Here is a 21,269-nt window from a genome sequence, read left to right on the forward strand (position 1 = left end):
CCGCTGTTAGGAAATTACAGAACCCCCAGCATCTCGGCGACCAGGGGGTGGCGGACGATGTCGCGATCGGCCAGGCGGACGACGGCGATGTTGGCGACCTCCTCGAACCGCGCGGCGACGTCCGCCAGGCCCGAAATGCCCGGCAGCAGGTCCGACTGGTTGGGATCGCCCGTGACGACCATGGTCGAGTGCCAGCCGAGGCGGGTCAGCAGCATCTTCAGCTGCATGTAGGTGCAGTTCTGGGCCTCGTCGATCACCACGAAGGCGTTGTTCAGGGTGCGGCCGCGCATGAAGCCGACCGGGGCGATCTCAATGGCGCCCTCGGCCATCAGGGCCCGCATGCGCTTGACCGACAGGCGATCGGTCAGGGCGTCGTAGAGCGGGCGCAGATATGGCGCCAGCTTGTCTTCCATATCGCCCGGCAGGTAGCCGATCGACTCGCCGGCCTCGACGGCGGGGCGCGACAGGACGATGCGGCTGACGCGGCCGGCCTCCAGCGCCTCCACGGCCTTGGAGATGGCGATGTAGGTCTTGCCGGTGCCGGCCGGCCCCAGGGCCATGACCAGGTTCTTGTTGTCGATGGCCTCCATCAACTCGGCCTGGCCAGGCGATTTCGGTTTTATCGTCTTGAGATAGCCCTGGTCCCGACTATCCCCTCTCGCGCCTCCCTCATCGGACAATGGCGACCAGCCACCGCGGTGATCGACCGGCAGACGGCGCACCTTGGCGTCGTCGTACTGGCTGGTCGTCTCGTACGCGCCTTCGCGCGCCATCCGCTTCAGGGCTCGCTTGGTCATCAAAGCCTCCATTCGGGCATGAAAAAAGGACGAGGCCGTAAGGCGTCGTCCTTGGCGGTGAGCTGGATTTGAACGAAGCCGCATGCGCGGCGAGGCGGCTCGGGAGAGCTTCCGGTAGACGGTGCTGTACGCCGAAACGCCAAGTGCCACACCTCGTCTTCGTCAGCGGGCGCACCGGAACGTCGCTGTTCCGGCCGTCGCGATCAGAAAATGATTCCCGCTTGGGGAATGTTCCCTCTCGAATCGCCCGACTACAATGGCGGTAACATGGTTTCCGGGTCGTTAATCGGAAAATCGCGAACAAGAAACGAGGTGTACGGATGACTGTATATTCCCTGGGGTCCACCTGTCCGACCCTTCCAGCGCAGGACGAATACTGGATTGCGCCGACGGCCAGCGTGATGGGGAATGTAATTCTTCGAAAAAATGCAAGTATCTGGTGGGGTTCGGTTATCCGTGGGGACAACGATCCGATCACGATTGGTGAAAACAGCAATATCCAGGACGGATCTGTTCTTCACACTGATCTTGGCTCGCCGCTGACCATCGGCGCGAACGTGACCATTGGTCACATGGTGATGTTGCACGGCTGCACGATCGGCGACGGCTCGCTGATCGGTATCGGGGCGATCGTGCTGAATGGAGCGAGGATCGGGAAGAACTGCTTGATCGGCGCGGGCGCCCTGATCACCGAGGGCAAGGAGATTCCCGATAATTCGATGGTCGTCGGCGCGCCCGGCAAGGTCGTGCGCGAGATCGGCGAGCAGCACGCCATGATCCTGCAGGCCTCGGCCCTGCACTATGTCGAGAACTGGAAGCGCTACGCCCGCGATCTGAAGGTCGTTCAGGGGTAGGGGCGGGCTAGGGCGAGGGTCGAGAAACGCGCGTTGGGAGCGCCGCCTGCTGCTTGGGGGGATGGCAAGGCGGCGCTCCCGCTTCCCGCGCGGAACAGGCCGGCGCGGGAAGACCCCGCCGTGCCAGGGGCGTCGTCCCACACGGCGGGACGGTGCGGCGCGCCGCGCCCGTTCGCCCATAGGTAGAAGTTACCACGTTGTTGGTTGAGTTGAAACGCAAGACTCGCGCTTTCCGCGCCTCGATGTTCCCCTGCGACACGTCTTGCGCCCGGACGAAAGGCGGATCACTGTCGCCTTAACAATGATAACCTTCGAGGGAGGGCGTCGAGGCATGGCCAGCGAACGCTTTGATTACGTCATCATCGGCGCCGGTTCGGCCGGCTGCGTTCTGGCCGCGCGGCTGACCGAGGATCCCAACATCAAGGTCCTGCTGCTGGAGGCCGGCGGCAAGAACACCTCGATCCTGGTCAAGATGCCGGCCGGCGTCGGCCAGCTGATCAAGGACAAGGGCGAGCAGAACTGGGGCTTCTGGACCGAAGCCGAGCCTCATCTCGACAATCGCAAGCTCTGGTGGCCGCGCGGCAAGGGGCTGGGCGGCTCCTCGGCCATCAACGGCATGATCTATATCCGCGGCCATGCGCGCGACTACGACCAATGGCGCCAGATGGGCCTGACCGGCTGGTCGTATGCCGAGGTGCTGCCCTACTTCAAGCGTTCGGAAACCCACCACGGCGGCGGCGACGCCTATCACGGCGGAGCCGGTCCCCTGCACGTGTCCAAGGGCGAGTCCGACAGTCCCTTCTACAGCACCCTGGTCGAGGCGGGCCGCCAGGCCGGTCACAAGACCACGAAGGACTTCAACGGCTTCCAGCAGGAGGGCTTCGGGCCCTACGACCTGACGATCCGCGACGGCAAGCGCTGGAGCGCGGCCATGGCCTATCTGTCGGGAGCGCTGTCGCGGCCGAACCTGACCTGCGTCACCGAGGCTCGCACGACGCGGATCGTCATCGAGAAGCGCCGGGCGGTCGGGGTCGAGTACGTGGTCGGCAAGGGCGGCGAGCGCAAGATCGCCTATGCCGACGCCGAGGTCCTGCTCAGCGCCGGCGCCGTGCAGTCGCCGCACATCCTGCAGCTCTCGGGCGTCGGCGCGCCGGATGACCTGAAGGCCCACGGGATCGCCGTCGCGCACGAATCCAAGGGCGTCGGCGCCAACCTTCAGGATCACTTGGATGTCTGCGTTTCGTGGACGGCCAAGAACCTCAAGACCGCCTTCTCCGCCAACAAGGGACTGAACAAGCTGGGCGTCGGCCTGAACTACATGCTGTTCGGCAAGGGCATCGGTCGCCAGCAGTTCCTGGAGAGCGGCGCGTTCCTGAAGTCGCGCCCCGATCTCGACCGGCCCGACCTGCAGATCCACGGCGTGCTGGCGATCATGCAGGACCACGGCAAGGTCGTGGTCGAGAAGGACGGCTTCACCCTGCACGTCTGCCAGCTGCGTCCGGAGAGCCGGGGCAAGGTCGGCCTGCGCTCGGCCGATCCGTTCGCGGATCCCACGATCCTGGGCAACTATCTGGCGACGGACGAGGATCGCCGCGCCATCCGCGAGGGCGTGCGCATCGCCCGCGAGACCGTGGCCCAGGCCGCGTTCGATCCCTATCGCGACGCCGAATACGCCCCGGGCGCGGACGTGCGCTCCGACGCCGACCTCGACGCCTGGATCCGCGCCAAGGCCGAGACGATCTACCATCCGGTCGGCACCTGCCGCATGGGCGTGGCGGGCGATCCTCTGGCGGTGGTCGACGATCAGCTGCGGGTGCAGGGGCTGTCGGGCCTTCGCGTCATCGACGCCTCGGTCATGCCCACCCTGATCGGCGGCAACACCAACGCGCCCACCATCATGATCGCCGAGCGCGCTTCGGACCTGATCCGCGGCAAGGCGACCCTGGCGCCGATCGATGTCCCGGTGTTCGGCGACGAGGCGGCCGTGGCGGCGGCTTGATTTGTCGCTCCGGCCGACGGCAATCTCTTCAACTCAGGGCGGCAAGGCCGTTCGGAATGATTAGATTTTCCGTCGTCGCCGGAGACCGCAAGTGCAGCACCGTCCTCTCGGCCGTTCAGGCCTTTCGACCGCGCCGCTGATCTTCGGCGGCAACGTCTTTGGCTGGACGGCGGACGAGGCGACTTCGCATCGGCTATTGGACGCCTTCGTCGACGGTGGGTTCAACGCCGTCGACACCGCCGACGTCTATTCGGCTTGGGCGCCAGGCCATGAGGGCGGAGAGTCCGAAGGCGTGATCGGACGCTGGCTCAAAGCTCGCGGTAAGCGCGATCGGGTTCTGATCCTGACCAAGGTGGCGATGTGGCTCAGGCAACCAGGCCTGTCCGCGGCCAATATCGAAGCGGCCGTGGAAGGCTCGCTGAAGCGCCTGCAGACCGACTATATCGACCTCTACCAGTCGCACCAGGACGACGCCGAGACGCCGATCGACGAGACGTTGGAAGCTTTCGACCGCCTGGTGAAGGCCGGGAAGGTGCGGGCGATCGGGGCGTCGAACTTCTCGACAGAGCGGTTGAGGGCCAGCCTGGAGACATCGAAGGCCAAGGGCTCGGCGCGCTACGAGACGGTGCAGCCGAAGTTCAACCTGGTTGATCGCGAGCAGGTCGAGGGGCCGCTGGCCGACCTGACGAAGGCCGAGGGACTGGGGATCATCCCCTACTATGGCCTGGGCGCGGGCTTCCTGAGCGGCAAATATCGCACCGAGGCCGACTTCGAGGGCAAGGCGCGGGCGCGGACCATCCTGCGCGACTACTGGAACGACAAGGGAAGGGCGGTGCTCGCGGCGCTCGACGACGCGGCCGAGACGGTCGGCGCCTCCCAGGCCCAGGTCGCGCTGGCCTGGATCATGGCTCATCCGGCGATCACCGCGCCCTTGGCCAGCGCGACCTCGGTGACACAGCTGGACGAACTGATGGGCGCGGCCCGCTTGGTGTTGCCCGCCGAGGTATGGACGCGGCTGGATGAGGCGGGACGCTGAAGTTCAGGCGATCCGCCGCCCGTCCAGCGTCGCCAGGCGCAGGCGGGGCAGGTCGCGGTTGTCGTCGCCCAGCGGCTTGATCTCGCGCACGGCCAGTTCGGAAGCGGGGCAGCCCATCAGTCGCGCCATCATGGCGACCGGCTGGTAGAGGCCGAGGAACCGGTCGGTCTCGCCGCTGGCGCCCTGTAGCGGCGCGAACAGCACTTCCATGCCGACGGACGGAACGCCGGGCGCGCGGATGTCGGCGATCACCACCACCGGCGTGCGGCGCTTGCGCGCCACGTCCAGGGCGCTCTTCAGCTCCAGGCGATGGGCCAGCGCCCACAGCGACAGGGCGTCGTGACCGCGCAGGTCGCGGGCGTGCAGCTCGGAGACGAAACCGCCGGCCAGGCGGAACGGCAGGCGTCCGCCCTCGCGGCCCAACACGAACACTTGCGGCAGCAGCTCGAGGAAGTCGCCGGGATTGATGTCCGACCGGCGGGGAAGGGCGGTCTCGCCTTTCCGATCGCGCCAATAGTCGATCAGTCGTTCCGTGCTTGGATGGAACATTATCGTCCCCTGGCCGGTCCCGCGCGGCCGCCTTTCGGCCGCACGGAGCTTGCTGGGAGAAGCGGGCCAAGGGGCCGGCTGTGCCGTTCTGGGACGAAAAAGGCCCCGCCGATGACGGGGCCTTCGCAGGGGACTCTATTTCGCCGCGGCTTCCGGCTTCACCAGCAGCAGCCAGGACTTGTCGTCGGCCAGATAGGTCCTGGCGGCCTTCTGGACGTCGGCGGGCGTGACGCGGGACAGGCCGGCCAGCACCGAGCGGGTGGCGTCCAGCAGGCGCGGGTCGGACTGGGCGCCCGAGAGCGCGCCGACCCAGTACTCGTTGGTCACCCGGGCCTTCTCGATCTGGTCGATGCGGGGCTTCTTGGCGCGTTCCAGCTCGTCCTCGGTGACCGGCTTGTCGCGCAGGTCGGCGGCGATCTTGCGGATCGAGGCGACCACCCCGTCCAGTTTCTCCGGCGGAACCTCGAGGCTGACGCCCAGATAGCCCCAGTTCTTGAACACGATGCTGGCGGTCGAGGAGGCGTTGGGCGAGTAGGTCGCGCCCTGTTTCTCGCGCAGCTCGTCGATCAGCCGCAGCTGCATCACCTGGCTGAGGATGGTGACATCGCGCGAGCGCTGCAGGTTCGAGAACAGGTCGTCCGTGCGCCAGGCCATGAACAGGGCCGCCTGGTCGGCGCGGCCCTTGTGGGTGCGCAGCACGGGCGCGGCGGCGGGTGCGGGGAACGGGGCCTGGCGGGCGCCCTCGGGCTCGGGCGCGCCCTTGCGGGCGGGCAGGGCGCCGAAGGTGTCGGCCACGGCGGCGATGGCCTTGTCGACGGTGGTGTCGCCGACGACGATCACCTCGATGTCGCCGCTGGCCAGCGGATTGGCGACGGCGGCCTTCAGATTGTCCAGCGACGAGGCGGCGATCTGTTCGCGGGACGGGAAGGTCCAACGCTGGTCGCCGCCATGCATCAGTCCGCCGAGATCCCGGCCCAGCACGCCGCCCGTGGTGCTCTGCAACTGGTCGTGCAGCGTGCCGTAACTGGTCTTGACGCGGTTGAACGCCTCGGGACGCCAGCCGGGCTCGGTGGCGAAGGCGGCCAGGACCTGCAGTTCGGTCGAGAGATCCTCGGGACGCGTGCGACCGTTCAGGGTGAAGGCGTCGTCCTCGACGCCCAGCTGGGCGTTCCAGATCTTGCCGGTCAGGACGCGCTCCATGTCCTGGGCGCTGATCTGCTTGAGGCCGCCCTCGACGAAGGCCGAGCCGGACCATAGCGGGCTCTGGCTGTCAGTCGGCAGGTCCAGCAGGCCGTGCCCGGTGCGGACCTTCACCAGCACCTGGTCATCGCGGAACTTGGTCGGCTTGACCGTCAGCTTCACGCCGTTCTCGAAGCGGACGAAGACGGCGTCCAGGTCGCTGACCTCCTTCTGTTCGACGACCTTGCCGGTCGGACCGAAGCTGGAATAGGGCCAGGCGGTCACGCCCGGCGCGGCCGGCGGCGTGACCGGCTTGGCCTTGGCCTCATCATAGGCCTTCAGCACCGCCGCCTCGCCGCCCTCGACGTTCTGGGGGGCGGCGATGACGACCAGCGGGCCGGAGCCGGCGAAGGCGGTCTTCAGCACCGCGTTGACCCGCTCGGCGGTCAGGCCCTTCACCAGGGCGTCGTAGAAGGCCAGATTCTGGCTGGGCGAGGTGATCACCTCGCCGTCGCCCAGGGTGTCGACCAGCTGGTTGGCCAGGGTCGGCGTGCGCTGGGTCGCCTCGCCCGCCGCGGCGGCGGCCAGGCTGGCGCGCATGGTGGCGATCTCGCGGTCCAGCTCGTCCTGGCGCACGCCGTACTGGACGGCGCGACGCTGCTCGGCGCTCAGCGCCTCCATGGCCTCGCGCCAGCGTCCGGGCTGGGCGGTGGCGCCGAGGGTCGTCACCCGCACCGCGCCGTACTGGTCGCCCTTGAAGGCGCCGCCGGCGATGAACGGCGGCTCGGCCGAGCGACCGATGGCCTGCAGGCGGCGGTTCAGCACCGCGAAGGCCAGGTTCTCCAGGGTGTCGCGCTCATCCAGCGCCTTGGTCTCGACCAGGCCGTCGGGCTTGCGCGTCCAGGTCATCTGCACCGACCACGGCGCGCCGGCCTCGACGATCAGCTTGGCGGTCGGGCCGCGTTTGGCCACCGGGCCGACGTCGGGGTTCTTGCCCGGCTGGCCCTTGCCGGCCCAGTCGCCGAACTTGGCCTTGATCTTGGCCTCCATGGCGTCGACGTCGAAGTCGCCGACCGCCACCAGCACCGCCCGTTCGGGACGATAATAGGCCTCGTAGAAGTCGCGAATGCGCTGGGCGGGCGCGGTCTTCAGCACCTCCGTCTTGCCGATCGGAATGCGCTTGGGCGGCAGTTGGCCCTCCATCTGGGCCGACAGGGTCTGGATGGCGACGCGATAGCCGGGCGTGTCGCGGGCGCGCTCCTCCGACAGCACCACGCCGCGCTCGCGATCGACCGCTTCGGGCGCGATGGTCAGCTCGCCGGCCGCTTCGCGCAGCAGCATCAGCGAGGTGTCGACCGTGCCGTCGTCGGTCTTGGGCAGGTCCAACTGGTAGGCGGTCTCGTCGAAGCTGGTCTGGGCGTTGGTGTCGGCCCCGAACGCCAGGCCGTGACGCTCCAGGATCTTGATCATCTCGCCTTCGGGCACGTTCCTGGATCCGTTGAAGGCCATGTGCTCGAGGAAGTGGGCCAGGCCCTGCTGGTCGTCGGCCTCCATCAGCGAGCCGGCGTCGAACCAAAGGCGCAAGCTGGCCTGGCCGGGCGGCGTGGCGTTCTTGCGGATCGCATAGCGCATGCCGCTGGGCAGCACGCCAAAGCGCCAGGCCGGATCGGGGGCGACGTCGGATAGCGCTTGCGCCCACTGGCCCGGCTTGAGGTCGGCCGTCTTCGGACCCGCCATGACCGGCGCCTCGGACGCGGGCGCTTCCGTCTTCAATAGTGGAAGGGAGGGCGTGGGAAGGTGCGAGCAGGCGGCGAGCGAGAGGCCGGCGGCGGCGACGAGCGCCAAGCGCGAAGCGCTGATCATCGAGAATCCAGAACAGGAAAAAGGAAGCCGCACCTTGGCCGTCCCGCATGGCGCACGCAAGGCGCGAGAACGGCGGGTTTAAGCCCTTGGCGGCTCAGGCCGCCGCGACGTCGCCGGTCTGGCGGCGCAGGCGCCAGAAGCGGATGGTGCGCAACGCCGCTTCGCGCGGCAGGGCGGCGTAGAGTTCGCCGTAGGCCTTGGCCTTGCCCATCACCTCGTCCGAGGGTTCGAGGATCAGCAGGGCGAAGGTCAGGAACAGCGAGCGGTCGAAGTCGGCGGCCTTGCAGATCACCGACAGGGCGTCCATCTCGCGCCGCTCCAGGATCTTGCGGGCGGTGTGGAAGTCGACGTCGGCGAGGTCGGCCAGGGCCACCAGGAACAGGGTCGTGCGCTTGGCGCGCAGCATGTTGGCCAGGATCTGCGGCGAGATCGGCCCCTTGGCCCGCAAGGCGCGGAACTCCTTCTCGGCCGCGGCATGGTCGGGGGGCAGGGCGCCGTCCTTGGCCGCGATCCGCTTGCGGCCGGCGGCCAGGGCGGCCTCCAGGGTGGCCGGATCGACGCCGGCGTTTCGCTCCATGATGCGATCGCGCAGGCGGGCCTCGGCCACGAAATACATTTCGTTGAGCAGGTCGACCGGCAGGCTCTGGCGGTCGATGACCGCTTCGTGCAGGGCCGGATTGGCGGCGGCGCGGTCGACGACGGTCTCATGGGCCTCGCGCGACAGCACAGCGCCCTCGTTGCGCAGCAGGACGCCCAGGGTGTCGTCGTCGCCGCGCGCGACGATGGCGTCCGATACGGCGCTGGAGACGCTGGGCCGCTGCGAGATCGCCCGCAGGTGATCCTGGCCTTGGGTGCGGGCCACGTGCAGCAGGTCCTCGTCGGTCAGGGCGCGCGAGCTGCGTAGGATCGGCTCGGCCACCAGGATCGAATCCGAGGCCAGGGCCCGGGACAGGCCGCGGGGCGGCGCCGGCGAGTCGCTCAGCCGTTGCGCCAGCTCGGCCTTGACGGCTTCTTCCATGTCGCCGGCCAGCTGGCTCAGGACATCGTCGAACAGGCCCATCTCGACGGCGCCGTGGCCCTCGCCGGTGAAGAACATGTCGGTCACCCCGCGCAGCAGTTCGCGGCGCTTCTCGCTGGAGGGCTCGTTGGCCAGGGTGATCAGGTCGTGGAGACGGGATTCCATCACGAGGCGTCGCCTCGCTCGACGCGCGTCGCGCGTTCGCCAGCGCGGGCCGGGGCGGCGGAAGCGGCGATGAGGGCGACGGAGCGCATGGACTGGGTCCGGACGGATGTCGTGTCGAGTTTCCGTCCTAGCCAGCGCCGCTTAATCTTGGGCTAACGGCCGCGCCAAATGTTTAGAAGCCGACGTTCCAAACGCTCCATCGCCGCGTTCAAGCCGACGCCCAGAATGGCCAGGGCGACGAGGGCGGCGAAGACCTTGGCGGTCTGCAGACGATTGTAGGCCTCCAGAATCCGCCAGGCCAGGCCCTGGGCCCCGCCGGAGCCCGCCACGAACTCGGCCACCACGGCCCCGATGACGGCCAGGCCGGCCGCGACCTTATGCCCTTCCAGCAGGGCGGGGACGGCCGAAGGCAGTCGCAGGCGCAGAAGCCGCTGTAGGGGAGTCGCGCCATAGAGATCGAACAGGCGGGCGAGATCCGGATCGACCGCCTTCAGCCCGGTCAGCGCGCCCGAGAAGATCGGAAAGAAGGCCACCACGGCGGCCAGGCCCGTCACTGCCCGCTCGGGATGATCGATGCCGGCCCAGATGGTGACCAGGGGCGCGATGGCGACCAGCGGCGTGACCTGCAGGGTCACCGCGATCGGGCGGACGGCGTCTTCCAGCAGGCTGCTCAGGCTGACGGCCAGGGCCAGGGCGCAGGCGACCAGGCTGGCGATGACCAGCGCCACAAGAGCGGTCGACAGAGTCGCCCAGGCGGAGCCCAGCAGCAGAGGCCAGGACTCCAGGAACGCCACGCCGATCGCGCTGGGCGCGGGCAGGAGATAGGGCGGGACCGCCAGTATCCGGCAGGCGGCCTCCCAGCCGCCGAGCAGCAGGCCGATCAGGATCAGGGGCGCCAGGACGCGCTTCATGCCGCCCGCTCCGTGGCCCTGGCCAGCAGGCCGGAGACCGCCTCGGCGGCCGCGCGGAAGGGCTCGGTGGCGCGAAAGCCCGGCGGGCGCACGACCGGGCCCTCGATGGCGATCTCGCCGGCGATGCGGCCGGGGCCGGGCGTCATGACGACGACGCGCCGCGCCATGTAGACCGCCTCCTCGACATTGTGGGTGACGAAGACCACGGCGGGCGAAAGCTCCGCCGCCAGGGCCAGGACGTCGTCGGCCAGGGCGCGGCGGGTGATCTCGTCCAGCGCCGCGAACGGCTCGTCCAGCAGGAGCAGGCGCGGACGGGTGACCAGGGCTCTCGCCAACGAGGCGCGCATGGCCATGCCGCCCGACAGCTGGGCGGGACGGGCGGTGAGAGCCTGGCCAAGGCCGACCTTGCGCAGCGCTTCTTCGGCGGCGGCGCGGGCGTCGGCCTTGGAGCGTCCGGCCAGCTCAAGGGGCAGGGCGACGTTGTCTCGCGCCGACAGCCACGGGGCCAGGGTGTGCGACTGGAAGACGACCGAGGTCTCGCCCTTGCCGGCGGCGCGGGTCACGCCACCCCGGGTCGGCGCCTCGAGGCCCGCGAGCAGCCGCAGGGCGGTGGACTTGCCGCAGCCGGACGGGCCGACCAGGGCGACGATCTCGCCGGGCGCGAGGGCCAGGTCGACCGGTCCCAGGGCGCGGCCCCGGGCGTAGTCGACCTCGACGCCGGACAGGCTGGCGATGGAAGCGCTCATCTATGCGTGAGCAGCTTGAGGGCGGCCAGAGCGCAAACTGCGGCAAAGAACAGCTTTACGGCGCACACGCCCCAGAAGACGGTCGGGCTTTCCTGGCGGGTGAAGCGTCCCGTGAAATTGAGATAGGCCTCGCCCGAACGTATCTGAGCGATAGCCCAACCGGCGAAGAGGGCGGTGATCGCCAGATAGATCAAGCCTCTCTCAAGGTTGGGAGACATGGCGACCTCATTGTCCCTTGGGCAGGAACTGCAGCGTGTAGGCCGTCTTGAAATCCATGTCCTTGGGATAGACGCCCTGCTCGGACGCCACCTTGAAGAACTCGGCCCAGCGCGCGTCGGTCATCTGGCCGATGTCGCCGTCCTTCCCGACGATGCCGTAGCCGCGCATCTTCTCGCGGGCCTGGTCGAGGACGTCCTGGGTCATCTCCGGATTGTCCTTGAGGATCGCCGCGTCGCCGGGCTTGGGGTCGCCGTAGAGGTAGGATTTCCAGCCCGCGGCGGTGGCCTCGACGAAGGCCTGCACGGCCGCCGGGTTCTTGGCGATCAGCTTGTCCGAGGCCAGGGCCATCGACGCATAGGCCGGATAGCCGCTGTCGGCCAGCAGGAACACCGCCGGCTTGATCTTGCCTTCCTTCTCGATGAGGTAGGGCTCGCTGGTGGCGTAGCCCTGCTGGACGACGCGCTTGTCGGCCAGGAACGGGGCGCTGGAATAGTTGTACTTGCGCACCTGATCGTCGGTGAAGCCGTACTTGGCCTTCAGCCAGACCCAGAAGGCGGTGATCGAGGCGTCCGACAGCAGGATCGGACGGCCCTTCATGTCGGCGATCGAAGTGACGCCTTGGTCGGGATGGGCGATCAGGACCTGCGGATCCTTCTGCATGAAGGCCGCCACCGCTTTCACCGGCGCCTTCTCCTTGGCCAGGTTCATGACGATGAAGCTGTTGGAGCCGACGCCGACGTCGACCGCGCCGGTAGCCAGGAGCTGCGGCACGTTCACGGCCGGGCCGCCCTGGATCAGGGTGACGTCCAGGCCGCGCTTCTTGTATTCGCCGGTCGCCAGCGCCTGGTAGTAGCCGCCAAGCTCCGCCTCGGCCCGCCAATCGGTAGCCAGCTTGAGCTGGGTTGTTCCGGCCGGCGCCGCCTCCTTCTTCGCGGGCGAACAGGCGGCGATCAGGGCGACGAGGCCCAGGGCGGCCCCCATGGCGGCGAAAGCGCGACGGCGCATCGAAAGGCTCCCCTCGGTTCGCGGCCAAGTTAGGGGCGAGGTCGAAGACTTCCAAGCCAGAACGCGATGAAGAAGATCAGGTGTCCGCCGTGGTCCGATGGTTCAGCCAGCGATCGACCTTGGCGTAGAGCGCGTCGCGCTGGATGGGCTTGGCGATATGGTCGACCATGCCGGCGACGTAGCAGCGCTCGACCTGGCTGGGCAGGGCGTCGGCGCTCATGGCGATGATCGGGGGCCTGCCGAAGGGGGGCGGCAGGGCGCGGATCGCCCGGGTGGCTTGCAGGCCGTCCATCTCCGGCATGTGAATGTCCATCAGGATCAGGTCATAGGGGACCTTCCGGGCCAGCTCGACCGCCTGCTTGCCGTCATCGGCCAGGTCGACCTCGAAGCCCGCCATGCTCAGGAGGGCGGCGGCGATCTCCAGGTTGATCGGATGGTCGTCGACGATCAGGACCCGGCCCGCGCCCGACGCCGGGGCGGGGAGAGGCTGAGACGGCGCGAGCGGCTCGACGGTCGGAGCCGATAGCTCCACCCAGAAGCAGGAGCCCCGGCCAGGGACGCTGTCGACCCCGATCTTGCCGCCCATCACGTCGACCAGGGCGCGGCAGATCGCCAGGCCCAGTCCGGCGCCGCTGGGCATGCGTCCGATCGCGATGTCTGCCGAGACGCGCTGGAACAGCAGGGCCTGCCTGTCCAGGTCGATGCCAACGCCGGTGTCGATGACCTCGAACCGCAGGCGATCTTCGGCGGTCCCGGATTCGATGATCAGCCGCACGTCGATGCGCCCACGCTCGGTGAACCTCACCGCGTTGTCGAGCAGGTTGATCAGCACCTGGCGAAGGCGGTCGGCGTCCAGGTCGTGCAGCGCCTGGACCGGATCGATGATCTCGACGTCGATCTCCAGCCCCTTGGCCCGGGCCTCGGGGGCCATGATCGCCACCGTCTCGCGCACCAGGGCGGCGGCCGAGGTCGGCTGCGGCAAAAGCTCTATGTGTCCGGCCTCGACGCGCGAGAAGTCCAGGATGTCGTCCAGCACGGTCAGCAGGGCCGCGCCGGCGCTGTCGATCAGGTTCACTTGCCGGCGGGCGTCCGGCGACAGGTCCTGGCGGGCGGCCAGAAGCTGGGCGAAGCCAAGGACGCTGTTGAGCGGCGTGCGGATCTCGTGGCTCATGGTGGCCAGGAACTCGGTCTTGGCCTCGGTGGCGGCCAGCGCCCGGCTGCGGGCCGCGCGGGTCAGCTGTTCGCGGCGCACCAGAAGGCGCTTGAGACGGTCCTGTTGCGCCAGGATCAGACTGGAGGCCAGGCACGTGTAGAACAGCGTCGCGATGAAGATCTGGATCGTCCGCGCCTGGGCGGTCGGTCCCAGGATCGCGTTGAACCTCGGCGAGGCTCCGGACATCGCGATCGGCAGGGTGATCAGGGCCACGATCAGCGACGCCATCGCCGCGCCTCGCGCGCCCAGGCGGTAGGCGGCGACCAGGGCGATCGGAAAGATCAGGAAGGGCGGCGCGCCCGACAGGGGATGGGCGCAGAGCAGGGTGACGGCCGCCACGCCGAACAGCAGGGACGCCTGTTCGGCCAGCGATTTGCGATGAGCGCGACGGTGCTGGAAGTCGATCAGCACCAGGGTCGCGGGCAGGACGACGGCCAGGCCCAGGGCGTCGCGCAGGAACCAGTCCACCGTGGTTCGCAGAAGGGGTTCGGAGAAGGTCAGGAACAGGAGCGTCGCGCAAAGCATCGCCGAAAGCGCGGCGATCGGCGTGGTGACCGCGGGCAGCACCGCTAGCGCCCGCATGGTGCGGATGCGCGGCGCGCCGCGCCAGAGGCGCAGGCACGTCCACCAGACCGCCAGGGCCTCCAGCGTGTCTGAAGCCGTGCAGAGCAGGGCCCGCGGAAGGCCGTCGCCCACCAGGAGGCTGGCGGCCAGATGGAAGGTCACGAAGACGCCGCCCAGGGTGATGCGTCGACGTGGTGTGAGGGCGATCAATCCGGCGGCCAGCAGGGCGTTGGCGGGCCAGAACGCGGCCACGCCGAGCAGGGTCCGGGTCAGGAATTCGCTGAAGAACAGGCTGGCCACGATGGCCAGGGACAGGCCCTGCAACAGGGCCGTCTGCCGCCTTCGTTCATGCAGCGCCAGCCCATGCGGCATACGCGTTCCGTCCCCCAATCCAGCCCGCGTTCGTCGCGGTGATGACCGGTCACATCTGGCGGGCGCATCTTAGGCGACGCGCGCCGCAAGGCTCGCCAGCCTTCCCGTGAAGGGGCGCCGACGATGTGACTATTCAATACGCCCGCGCGACAGCCGGTTGCTGGGTTATCGTAGGATGTGTCGTTTCGCCGCAGGACGCCTCCGCGGTTCAACGCCCTCCTGAGCAGCCGTATCTCATCGCGCCTGAGTAAAGAGCCGCGCAGACAATGCATGGCCCGGGTTGCGATGCAAGTAGGCGCAGTCGTTTGAGGTCATGACTAGGAATGGTAAAGACCTGGTGCGCGGTGGCGGGTTGTCAGTCCGCGATCAGACCTTCTTTCTTCTCTTCCAGTTCCAGCCACTCCATCTCGACCTGCTCGAGATCCGCCCGCGCCTTGTCTAGCGCCTTCATGGTCTTGTCGAATGTCGCCGGGTCGCGGCTGTAGAGGTTTGGATCGGCCAGAACTTCCTCGAGCTTGGCGACGATCGCCGGGGTCTTGGCGATCAAGGCCTCGCACTCCTCCAGGCGACGCTGGTCCTTGTACGAAAGCTTGGCGCTCTTCTTTGGCGGCGGGGGCGCCGGCGCGGCGGCCTGCTCGGCTTTCGGCGCCGACTTCGACACCGGCGCGAACGACGCGCCGGTCCTGGTGGCTTTGAAGAAGTCCGGGTTCTGGTCCATCAGGTCGGTCCAGCCGCCGGGCGTCTCGATCACCTTGCCCTTGCCGTCGAGCGCGATGGTCGAACTGGCCAGCCGGTCGATGAAGTCGCGGTCGTGGCTGACCAGGATCAGCGTGCCGTCGAAGTCCGCCAGCAGGTCCTCCAGGAGGTCCAGCGTGTCCATGTCCAGGTCGTTGGTCGGCTCGTCCAGCACCATCAGGTTGGTGGGGTTGGCCAGGGCCCGGGCCAGCAGCAGGCGGTTACGTTCGCCGCCCGACAGGCTGGTGACGGGCTGGCGCAGCTGGGCGTCGGTGAACAGGAACTCCTTGGCGTAGCCGGCCACGTGCTTGGGCTGGCCGCGCACGATGATCGAGTCCCCGCCGCCAGGGGTCAGGAAGTCCCGGACGGTGATCTTGTCCGACAGGGCCATGCGCGCCTGGTCGATATAGGAGACCTCCAGGTTGGTGCCCAGCTGCACCGAGCCGGCGTCCAGCGCCAGCTCGCCCAGCAGCAGCTTGACCAGGGTGGTCTTGCCCGCGCCGTTGGGGCCGACCAGGGCGACGCGATCGCCGCGGAGGATCCGGGTGGAGAAGTTCTCGACGATGGTCCGCTCGCCGAAACGCTTGGTCACGCCCTTGGCCTCGACCACGCGCTTGCCGGACGTGCCCGAGGACTCGACCGCCATGGTCATGGCCCCGCGCATCTCGCTCTGGCGATCCTTCTTCTCGGCGCGCAAGGCCAGAAGAGCGCGGCGGCGGCCTTCGTTGCGAGCCCGTCGGCCCTGGACGCCGCGCGCCAGCCAGGCGTTCTCGCGCTCCAGAACCTTGTCCAGGCGACGGCCTTCCTCGGCGTCGGCGGCCATGACCTGGTCGGCCCAGGCCTCGAACTCGGAGAAACCGCGGTCCAGGCGGCGGATCTTGCGGTGCTCCAGCCAGAAGCAGCGCTCGGTGACGCGGTTCAGGAAGGCGCGGTCGTGGCTGACGATCAGGGCGGCGCACTTGGAGGCCGCCAGCTCGTCTTCCAGCGTCTGGATCGCGAAGATGTCCAGGTGGTTGGTGGGTTCGTCCAGTAACAGCACGTCGGGCTGCTCGGCGAAGGCGCGGGCGAGGGCGGCGCGGCGGGTCTCGCCGCCCGACAGGCCCTTGGCGCTCTTCTCGGGATCCAGGCCGAAGTCGGCCAGGGCGGCTTGCGCCTCATAGTCCTGGGCGCCGCCGGCGGTGCAGTAGTCCAGCAGGGTCTCGCCGGTGATGTCCGGCTCCTGGCTGACATAGACGATACGCGCGCCGGGCTGGACCGAGCGCTCGCCGCTGTCGGCCTCCGCGCCCTTTCCCGCCAGGATCTTCAGCAGGGTGCTCTTGCCCGCCCCGTTTCGTCCCACCAGGCACGCGCGGACGCGAGGCTCCAGGGCCAGGTCGACGCCGTCGAACAGCGGCTTGGCGCCGTCGGCGAGGCGGACGTCCTTGAGGGCGAGTACGGGCGCGCGAGCAGGGGAAGCCATGATGTCACGGATATGGAGCGGGAGGATTGGGAAGGCGAGGGCCTATAGCAGGGCGGACGCCGAGGAAACGTCAAAATCGAGCTGTATCCTGTTTGTAGGCTGGCGCATCGCGGGGGCGTCGTCGCATGATGTGCGACAAAATTCCCCCCGTTAACGGCTCGCCAAGCGTGAGTTTGCTACAGGATTGGTCTTACGGAGCACAAGTACTCGCCTTGAAGTCGAGTGTTGAAATTGTTGCGGCTTCAGATGTTCCTGCTCCGCTGACCTTGGGGTTCGACGCCCTGAGACGGCCGATCTGGGTCTTCGACGACGTGCGCAAGCGTAAAGTCTACGCCAACCGCGCGGCGCTTGAGCTGTGGGGCGCGGAGTCGCTCGACGAATTGCGGGCGCGGGACTTCTCCGACCAGTCGCCGGCGGTGCGCGCGCGGATGGACGACATCGCCGTTCGCATCGAGGGCGGCGGCGTCGCCGAGGAGCGCTGGACCTTCTATCCCAAAGGCGTCTCGGTGACCGTCAACACGGTCATTTCGCGCATCGACCTTTCGGACGGCGGATCCGGCCTGCTCTTCGAAGGGGTGCTGGTCGAGCCCGAGGCCGAGGAGCAGCGGGCGATCGAGGCGCTGCGCCACACCAGCTCGCTGGTTTCGCTCTATGATGGCGACGGCTTTCGCATCTTCGGCAATCCGGCCGCGCTGGCGACCTATCCCCACGGACGGGTACGCTTCGCCGAGACCTTCGCCAATGGCGACGCCGGTGGCGCGATGTGGAGCTCGGCCCTGGCCGGCGACGCCGTCGAGGGGGCCTATCGGATGGTCACGGTCGCCGGGGAGCGCTGGCACAGCCTGGCGGCGCGGCGTACTCCCGACCCGATAACCGGCGAGCTTTGCGTGCTGGTCAACGAGACCGACATTACCGAAGAGGTCGAGGCCCAGTCGGCCCTGGCCGAGGCGCGCGAACGGGCCGAGGCCGCGACCGCCGCCCGTCAGGACTTCCTGGCCAATATGAGCCATGAGCTGCGCACGCCGCTGACCAGCATCCTGGGCTTCGCGGATCTCCTGGCGGTTTCGCCGCTGGACGACGAGCAGCGACGCCGCCTTGGCCGTATCCGCGACGCCGGCGCGGTGCTGCTGGAGACGCTGAACGACGTCCTCGACTTCTCGAAACTGGAAGCGGGCGGCGTGAACCTGGAGCAAAAGCCGTTCGATCTGCGGGACCTGTTGGGCAAGACGGCGGGAATGTTCGAGGCCTCGGCCCTGGCCAAGGGCCTGGATCTGTCGGTCCGCATCGATCCCGACTGCCCCCAATGGCTCGAGGGCGATCGCGAGCGGTTGCGCCAGGTCCTGGTCAATTTCCTTGGCAACGCCGTGAAGTTCACGGGGGCCGGTTCGGTGACCCTGAGCGCCGCGCGCCGGGCGGTCGCGGTCCCGGGCGTCGCGCGACTGGAGCTGGCGGTGTCCGACACGGGCGTCGGCATTCCCGCCGCCATGCTGGACCTGGTCTTCGACCGCTTCGCCCAGGCGGGGCCGGAGGTGTCGCGCAAGTTCGGCGGCACGGGGCTGGGCCTGGCGATCAGCCGGGAGATCGTCGAGCTGATGGGCGGGGAAATCGGTGTGGATAGCATCGCCGGCCAGGGCGCGCGCTTCTGGTGCGTGCTGGACCTGCCGCTGGCCGCCGCCCCTGCGGAGCGCCCGACGGAAGCCTTCGAGCGTTCCGGCCAGGCGCTGAGATTGCTGGTCGCCGACGACAACGAAGCCAATCGCGAGCTGATCGGCGCCCTTGTGCGCGCGCTTGGTCATGAGGTTCACGCGGTGGCCGATGGTTTCGCCGCGGTCGAGGCCGCGCGAACCGGCGCCTACGACCTGATCCTGATGGACGTGCACATGCCGCGCATGGATGGCCTGGCCGCGACCCGCGCCATCCGCAGCCTGATGGGAGAGGCGGCCTCGACGCCGATCGTCGCCCTGACGGCCAACGTCCTGGCCGACCAGATCGCCTTCTACCGCGCCAGCGGCATGGACGACCACGTCGGCAAGCCGATCGATGCGAGAGAATTGCTGGCGAAGATCGTCGCCTGGGGCTCGGAGCGGGCTGGCGGTCCCGAAGCCAGAGCAGCCGACGCCCTGTCCGGCTTAGGCTGAACCCGCCAAACCGGCTAGACAGGTTCCGAGCATGGGCGGTCCCGATTCCCATGCCGCCGTCCAGGTCGAGACAGAGTGATGACGCGCGAACGTCCAGAGCCGATCTTCAACGCGCCGTGGCCCGCCTTGCTGGCGGTGGCCGCCATCCTCGTTCCCTACGTCCTGCTGATCAACGCCAGCGAGGCGACGATCCTTTCGCTGGCCCTGATCCCGAAAGCCTTCTGGCACGGACAATGGACCGGCGTGGTGACCATGATGTTCGTGCATGGCGGCTGGCCGCACGCGCTGATGAACGCCGCCTTCGCCCTGGCGTTCGGAGCGCCGGTCGCGCGCCTGCTGGGCTCGGGCGCGAGGGGCGGGGCGAGCTTCTGCGTCTTCTACCTGACCTGCGGCGTCCTCTCCGGCGTGGGCTATGCGGCCCTGCATCCGGGATCGGAGGGCGCGGTGATCGGCGCGTCGGGGGCCGTCTCCGGCCTGATGGGCGGGGCGGCTCGCGCCATGGGCGGGCAGGGACGGGTCGGTCCGATGTTCGGTCCCCAGGTGCTGTCGCTTGGTCTTGGCTGGCTGATCGTCAATCTGGTGATGGCCGTGGCGGGCGGGCTGCTGACCTTCGGGGCTGGCGCGGTGGCCTGGGAGGCCCACCTGATCGGCTTCGCGACCGGCGTTCTCCTGATCGGCGTCTTCGCGCGCGGGTCGGGCGCCGACGGCGCGGCAACGGAGACGATCGATCCCCATTGATCCCGGAGCCTGTTTGCGAGACCCTCGTTCTCCGAAGATAACAAGGGAGAAGCGCAGTGCTGGTTTCTCAGATCCTCAAGGACAAGGGTGATCTCGTGTTCACGGCCTCCCCCCAGGAGACCGTCGGCGCCGCGGCGGCGCTGCTTCATACCCGCCGGGTCGGCGCCATGGTGGTGGTCGACGACAAGGAAGCCGTGGTGGGCATCCTCTCCGAACGCGACATCGTGCGGGTGATCGCCAAGGAGGGCGCGGCGGCCCTGACCAAGCCGATCGCCGGGTGCATGAGCTCCAGCGTGATCTTCGCCCAGCCCGACGAGACGATCGACGCCCTGCTCGAGCGTATGACCGATCGGCGGATTCGCCACCTGCCCGTGGTGAAGGGGGGGCGCCTTGCGGGCATCGTCTCGATTGGCGACTTGGTGAAGCACAAGATCGACGAAGCGACGGCCGAGGCCGCCGGGCTCAAGGCCTATATCGCCGCTGGCTGAGGACGCGTTCGAGCGTCGCGCTCTGTTTATATAGAGAGAGCCGCCAGGAGGCGGCTCAGCTTCCGATCAGCTCCGCGCCGGCGCCCTTGACGGCGTCGGCCAGGCTGTAGCCTTCCAGGACCGCGGCCGTGGCGTCGCGGGCGCGCAGCAGGGCCTCGCGCAGGGCGCACGTCGCCAGGTCGCGGCAATCCTCGCAGCGACGGAAGGCGGTGCGGCTGACGCAGGGCGCCAGGGCCAGGGGGCCGTCGACCAGACGGATGATCTCGGCGAAGCTGATCTGATCGGCCTCGCGCCCCAGGACATAGCCCCCGAACTTGCCGCGACGGCTGACCACCAGGCCTTCGCGCGAAAGCGACAGCAGGATGGCTTCGAGGAACTTGCGCGGCGCGTCGGCGCGCTCGGCCAGCTCGCCCGCGGTCACTTGCCCGTTCTCGCGAGCCAGTTCGATCATCGCGCGCAAGGCATAGCGCGCCTTCTGGGACAACATGGACGCCGGCCACCTTATACAAGAGCGGGACGCGCTCCGATCGCTCCCGTCGGAGCGTTCAGCCTTCTGGGCGAGGCTTGGCCGCGACGCAAGTCCCGCGTGACGCTGTTCATGCACAGGGAATGGCCGGGGCTGGGGATGAAATGGCGATTTCCGGCTTGCCTCGACCAGGGGAGGGCTCTAGAAGCCGCCCCTCGCTTCGGGGCCGCGGCCGCTGGACGAAACCTTGGCCTTTCGGGGCTTGCGTTTCTGAGGGCAAGTCGCTAAGTTCCGCAGCCTCAATCGAATCTCTTTCCACTTGTGGCGCTCCTTCCGGCGCGTCTCGGGTGTCTTTTGCTCTCAGAAACGACCTTGGTCGTAAGGAAAGCGAAAGTGAAAAGAGGCGGTTGACCTGGGGGTTCTGCTTCGCTAGAAGCCGCGCTCCTTGGAATACAGGGTTGGCCGCAAGGTCTTCCAAGTATTCCTCTCCAGAAGAGCTTCTCTTTCTTTTGAAAAGGGCGCTTGACTGGCTCCGGTGACTTCTTTAGAAGCTGCCGGCTCCGCCGAAAGCCTCCGGGCTGGCTGGCGGGGAAAAGTCGGAGAGTTTCTTCGAGAAACGATTTGACACGGGATATGAGGTTGGATAGATAGCCGCCTCCGCCGACATCGGGCGTTAAACGGTGGGGCCGCTTCGGCGGTTCGGGTCTTTGACATTGTTGATTTGGAAAGAGAAACGCAGGCGGCGGCGCTCTGGC

At 68.2% G+C, this 21,269-nt stretch carries 18 protein-coding genes; 6 read left to right on the plus strand and 12 right to left on the minus strand.

The window, feature by feature from the left end; genetic code table 11:
• Positions 1-14: 14 nt before the first annotated feature.
• Positions 15-809: a PhoH family protein gene (locus VJ655_RS03325; RefSeq protein ID WP_324098229.1), complete on the minus strand. Its 795-nt coding sequence runs from the start codon at positions 807-809 to the stop codon at positions 15-17.
• Entirely contained in the window at positions 797-940 is a 144-nt protein-coding gene (locus VJ655_RS03330; RefSeq protein ID WP_324098231.1) for a hypothetical protein, read from the minus strand. The genes VJ655_RS03325 and VJ655_RS03330 overlap by 13 nt, the downstream gene beginning before the upstream one ends.
• A 177-nt stretch (positions 941-1,117) precedes the next feature.
• On the opposite strand from VJ655_RS03330, the gene VJ655_RS03335 reads away from it, so the two are divergent.
• The 3 genes from VJ655_RS03335 (at position 1,118) to VJ655_RS03345 (ending at position 4,686) form a co-directional block, all read left to right on the plus strand.
• Positions 1,118-1,651 (plus strand): gamma carbonic anhydrase family protein, encoded by a 534-nt coding sequence (locus tag VJ655_RS03335; protein WP_324098234.1) that lies wholly within the window; start codon positions 1,118-1,120, stop codon positions 1,649-1,651.
• 331 nt (positions 1,652-1,982) lie between these two features.
• A complete protein-coding gene (locus VJ655_RS03340; protein ID WP_324098236.1) occupies positions 1,983-3,650 on the plus strand; it encodes a choline dehydrogenase in 1,668 nt (555 codons plus the stop codon).
• Between the two features lie 91 nt (positions 3,651-3,741).
• On the plus strand, positions 3,742-4,686 hold the full coding sequence (locus VJ655_RS03345) for an aldo/keto reductase (RefSeq protein ID WP_324098238.1): 945 nt from the start codon (positions 3,742-3,744) through the stop codon (positions 4,684-4,686).
• A gap of 3 nt (positions 4,687-4,689) precedes the next feature.
• On the opposite strand, the gene VJ655_RS03350 is transcribed toward VJ655_RS03345, so the two are convergent.
• The 9 genes from VJ655_RS03350 to VJ655_RS03390 form a co-directional block, all read right to left on the minus strand.
• Positions 4,690-5,235: a PAS domain-containing protein gene (locus tag VJ655_RS03350; protein WP_324098240.1), complete on the minus strand. Its 546-nt coding sequence runs from the start codon at positions 5,233-5,235 to the stop codon at positions 4,690-4,692.
• Positions 5,236-5,370: 135 nt separating this feature from the next.
• A complete protein-coding gene (locus VJ655_RS03355; protein WP_324098242.1) occupies positions 5,371-8,277 on the minus strand; it encodes an insulinase family protein in 2,907 nt (968 codons plus the stop codon).
• Between the two features lie 94 nt (positions 8,278-8,371).
• Positions 8,372-9,460, minus strand: coding sequence for a DUF2336 domain-containing protein (locus VJ655_RS03360; protein WP_324098244.1), 1,089 nt, complete (start codon positions 9,458-9,460; stop codon positions 8,372-8,374).
• A gap of 152 nt (positions 9,461-9,612) precedes the next feature.
• Entirely contained in the window at positions 9,613-10,371 is a 759-nt protein-coding gene (locus VJ655_RS03365; RefSeq protein WP_324098246.1) for an ABC transporter permease, read from the minus strand.
• Complete coding sequence (locus VJ655_RS03370) at positions 10,368-11,117, minus strand: ABC transporter ATP-binding protein (protein WP_324098248.1); 750 nt, start codon at positions 11,115-11,117, stop codon at positions 10,368-10,370. The genes VJ655_RS03365 and VJ655_RS03370 overlap by 4 nt, the downstream gene beginning before the upstream one ends.
• The gene (locus tag VJ655_RS03375) at positions 11,114-11,311 is read right to left on the minus strand and encodes a hypothetical protein (RefSeq protein ID WP_324098250.1); all 198 of its coding nucleotides are present in this window, start codon (positions 11,309-11,311) and stop codon (positions 11,114-11,116) included. Before VJ655_RS03375 ends, VJ655_RS03370 begins: the two co-directional genes overlap by 4 nt.
• Positions 11,312-11,342: 31 nt before the next feature.
• A complete protein-coding gene (locus tag VJ655_RS03380) occupies positions 11,343-12,341 on the minus strand; it encodes an ABC transporter substrate-binding protein (RefSeq protein WP_324098252.1) in 999 nt (332 codons plus the stop codon).
• A gap of 76 nt (positions 12,342-12,417) precedes the next feature.
• Positions 12,418-14,490: a hybrid sensor histidine kinase/response regulator gene (locus tag VJ655_RS03385; RefSeq protein WP_324098254.1), complete on the minus strand. Its 2,073-nt coding sequence runs from the start codon at positions 14,488-14,490 to the stop codon at positions 12,418-12,420.
• A 355-nt stretch (positions 14,491-14,845) separates the two neighbouring features.
• Positions 14,846-16,684 carry an ABC-F family ATP-binding cassette domain-containing protein gene (locus tag VJ655_RS03390; protein ID WP_324098256.1) on the minus strand — a complete coding sequence of 613 codons (1,839 nt, stop codon included), beginning with the start codon at positions 16,682-16,684 and terminating at the stop codon, positions 14,846-14,848.
• A gap of 311 nt (positions 16,685-16,995) precedes the next feature.
• Between VJ655_RS03390 and VJ655_RS03395 the strand changes: the two genes are divergently transcribed.
• From VJ655_RS03395 to VJ655_RS03405, 3 genes are all read left to right on the plus strand, one after another.
• The gene (locus VJ655_RS03395) at positions 16,996-18,822 is read left to right on the plus strand and encodes an ATP-binding protein (protein WP_324098258.1); all 1,827 of its coding nucleotides are present in this window, start codon (positions 16,996-16,998) and stop codon (positions 18,820-18,822) included.
• A 78-nt stretch (positions 18,823-18,900) separates the two neighbouring features.
• The gene (locus VJ655_RS03400; protein WP_324098260.1) at positions 18,901-19,560 is read left to right on the plus strand and encodes a rhomboid family intramembrane serine protease; all 660 of its coding nucleotides are present in this window, start codon (positions 18,901-18,903) and stop codon (positions 19,558-19,560) included.
• A 56-nt stretch (positions 19,561-19,616) separates the two neighbouring features.
• On the plus strand, positions 19,617-20,048 hold the full coding sequence (locus tag VJ655_RS03405; protein ID WP_324098262.1) for a CBS domain-containing protein: 432 nt from the start codon (positions 19,617-19,619) through the stop codon (positions 20,046-20,048).
• Between the two features lie 55 nt (positions 20,049-20,103).
• Here VJ655_RS03405 and VJ655_RS03410 read toward each other — a convergent pair whose 3' ends face one another.
• Positions 20,104-20,535, minus strand: coding sequence for an Rrf2 family transcriptional regulator (locus VJ655_RS03410; RefSeq protein WP_324098264.1), 432 nt, complete (start codon positions 20,533-20,535; stop codon positions 20,104-20,106).
• Positions 20,536-21,269 lie beyond the last annotated feature (734 nt).

The sequence above is a fragment of the Caulobacter sp. genome (assembly GCF_035254145.1).
Classification (GTDB): domain Bacteria; phylum Pseudomonadota; class Alphaproteobacteria; order Caulobacterales; family Caulobacteraceae; genus Caulobacter.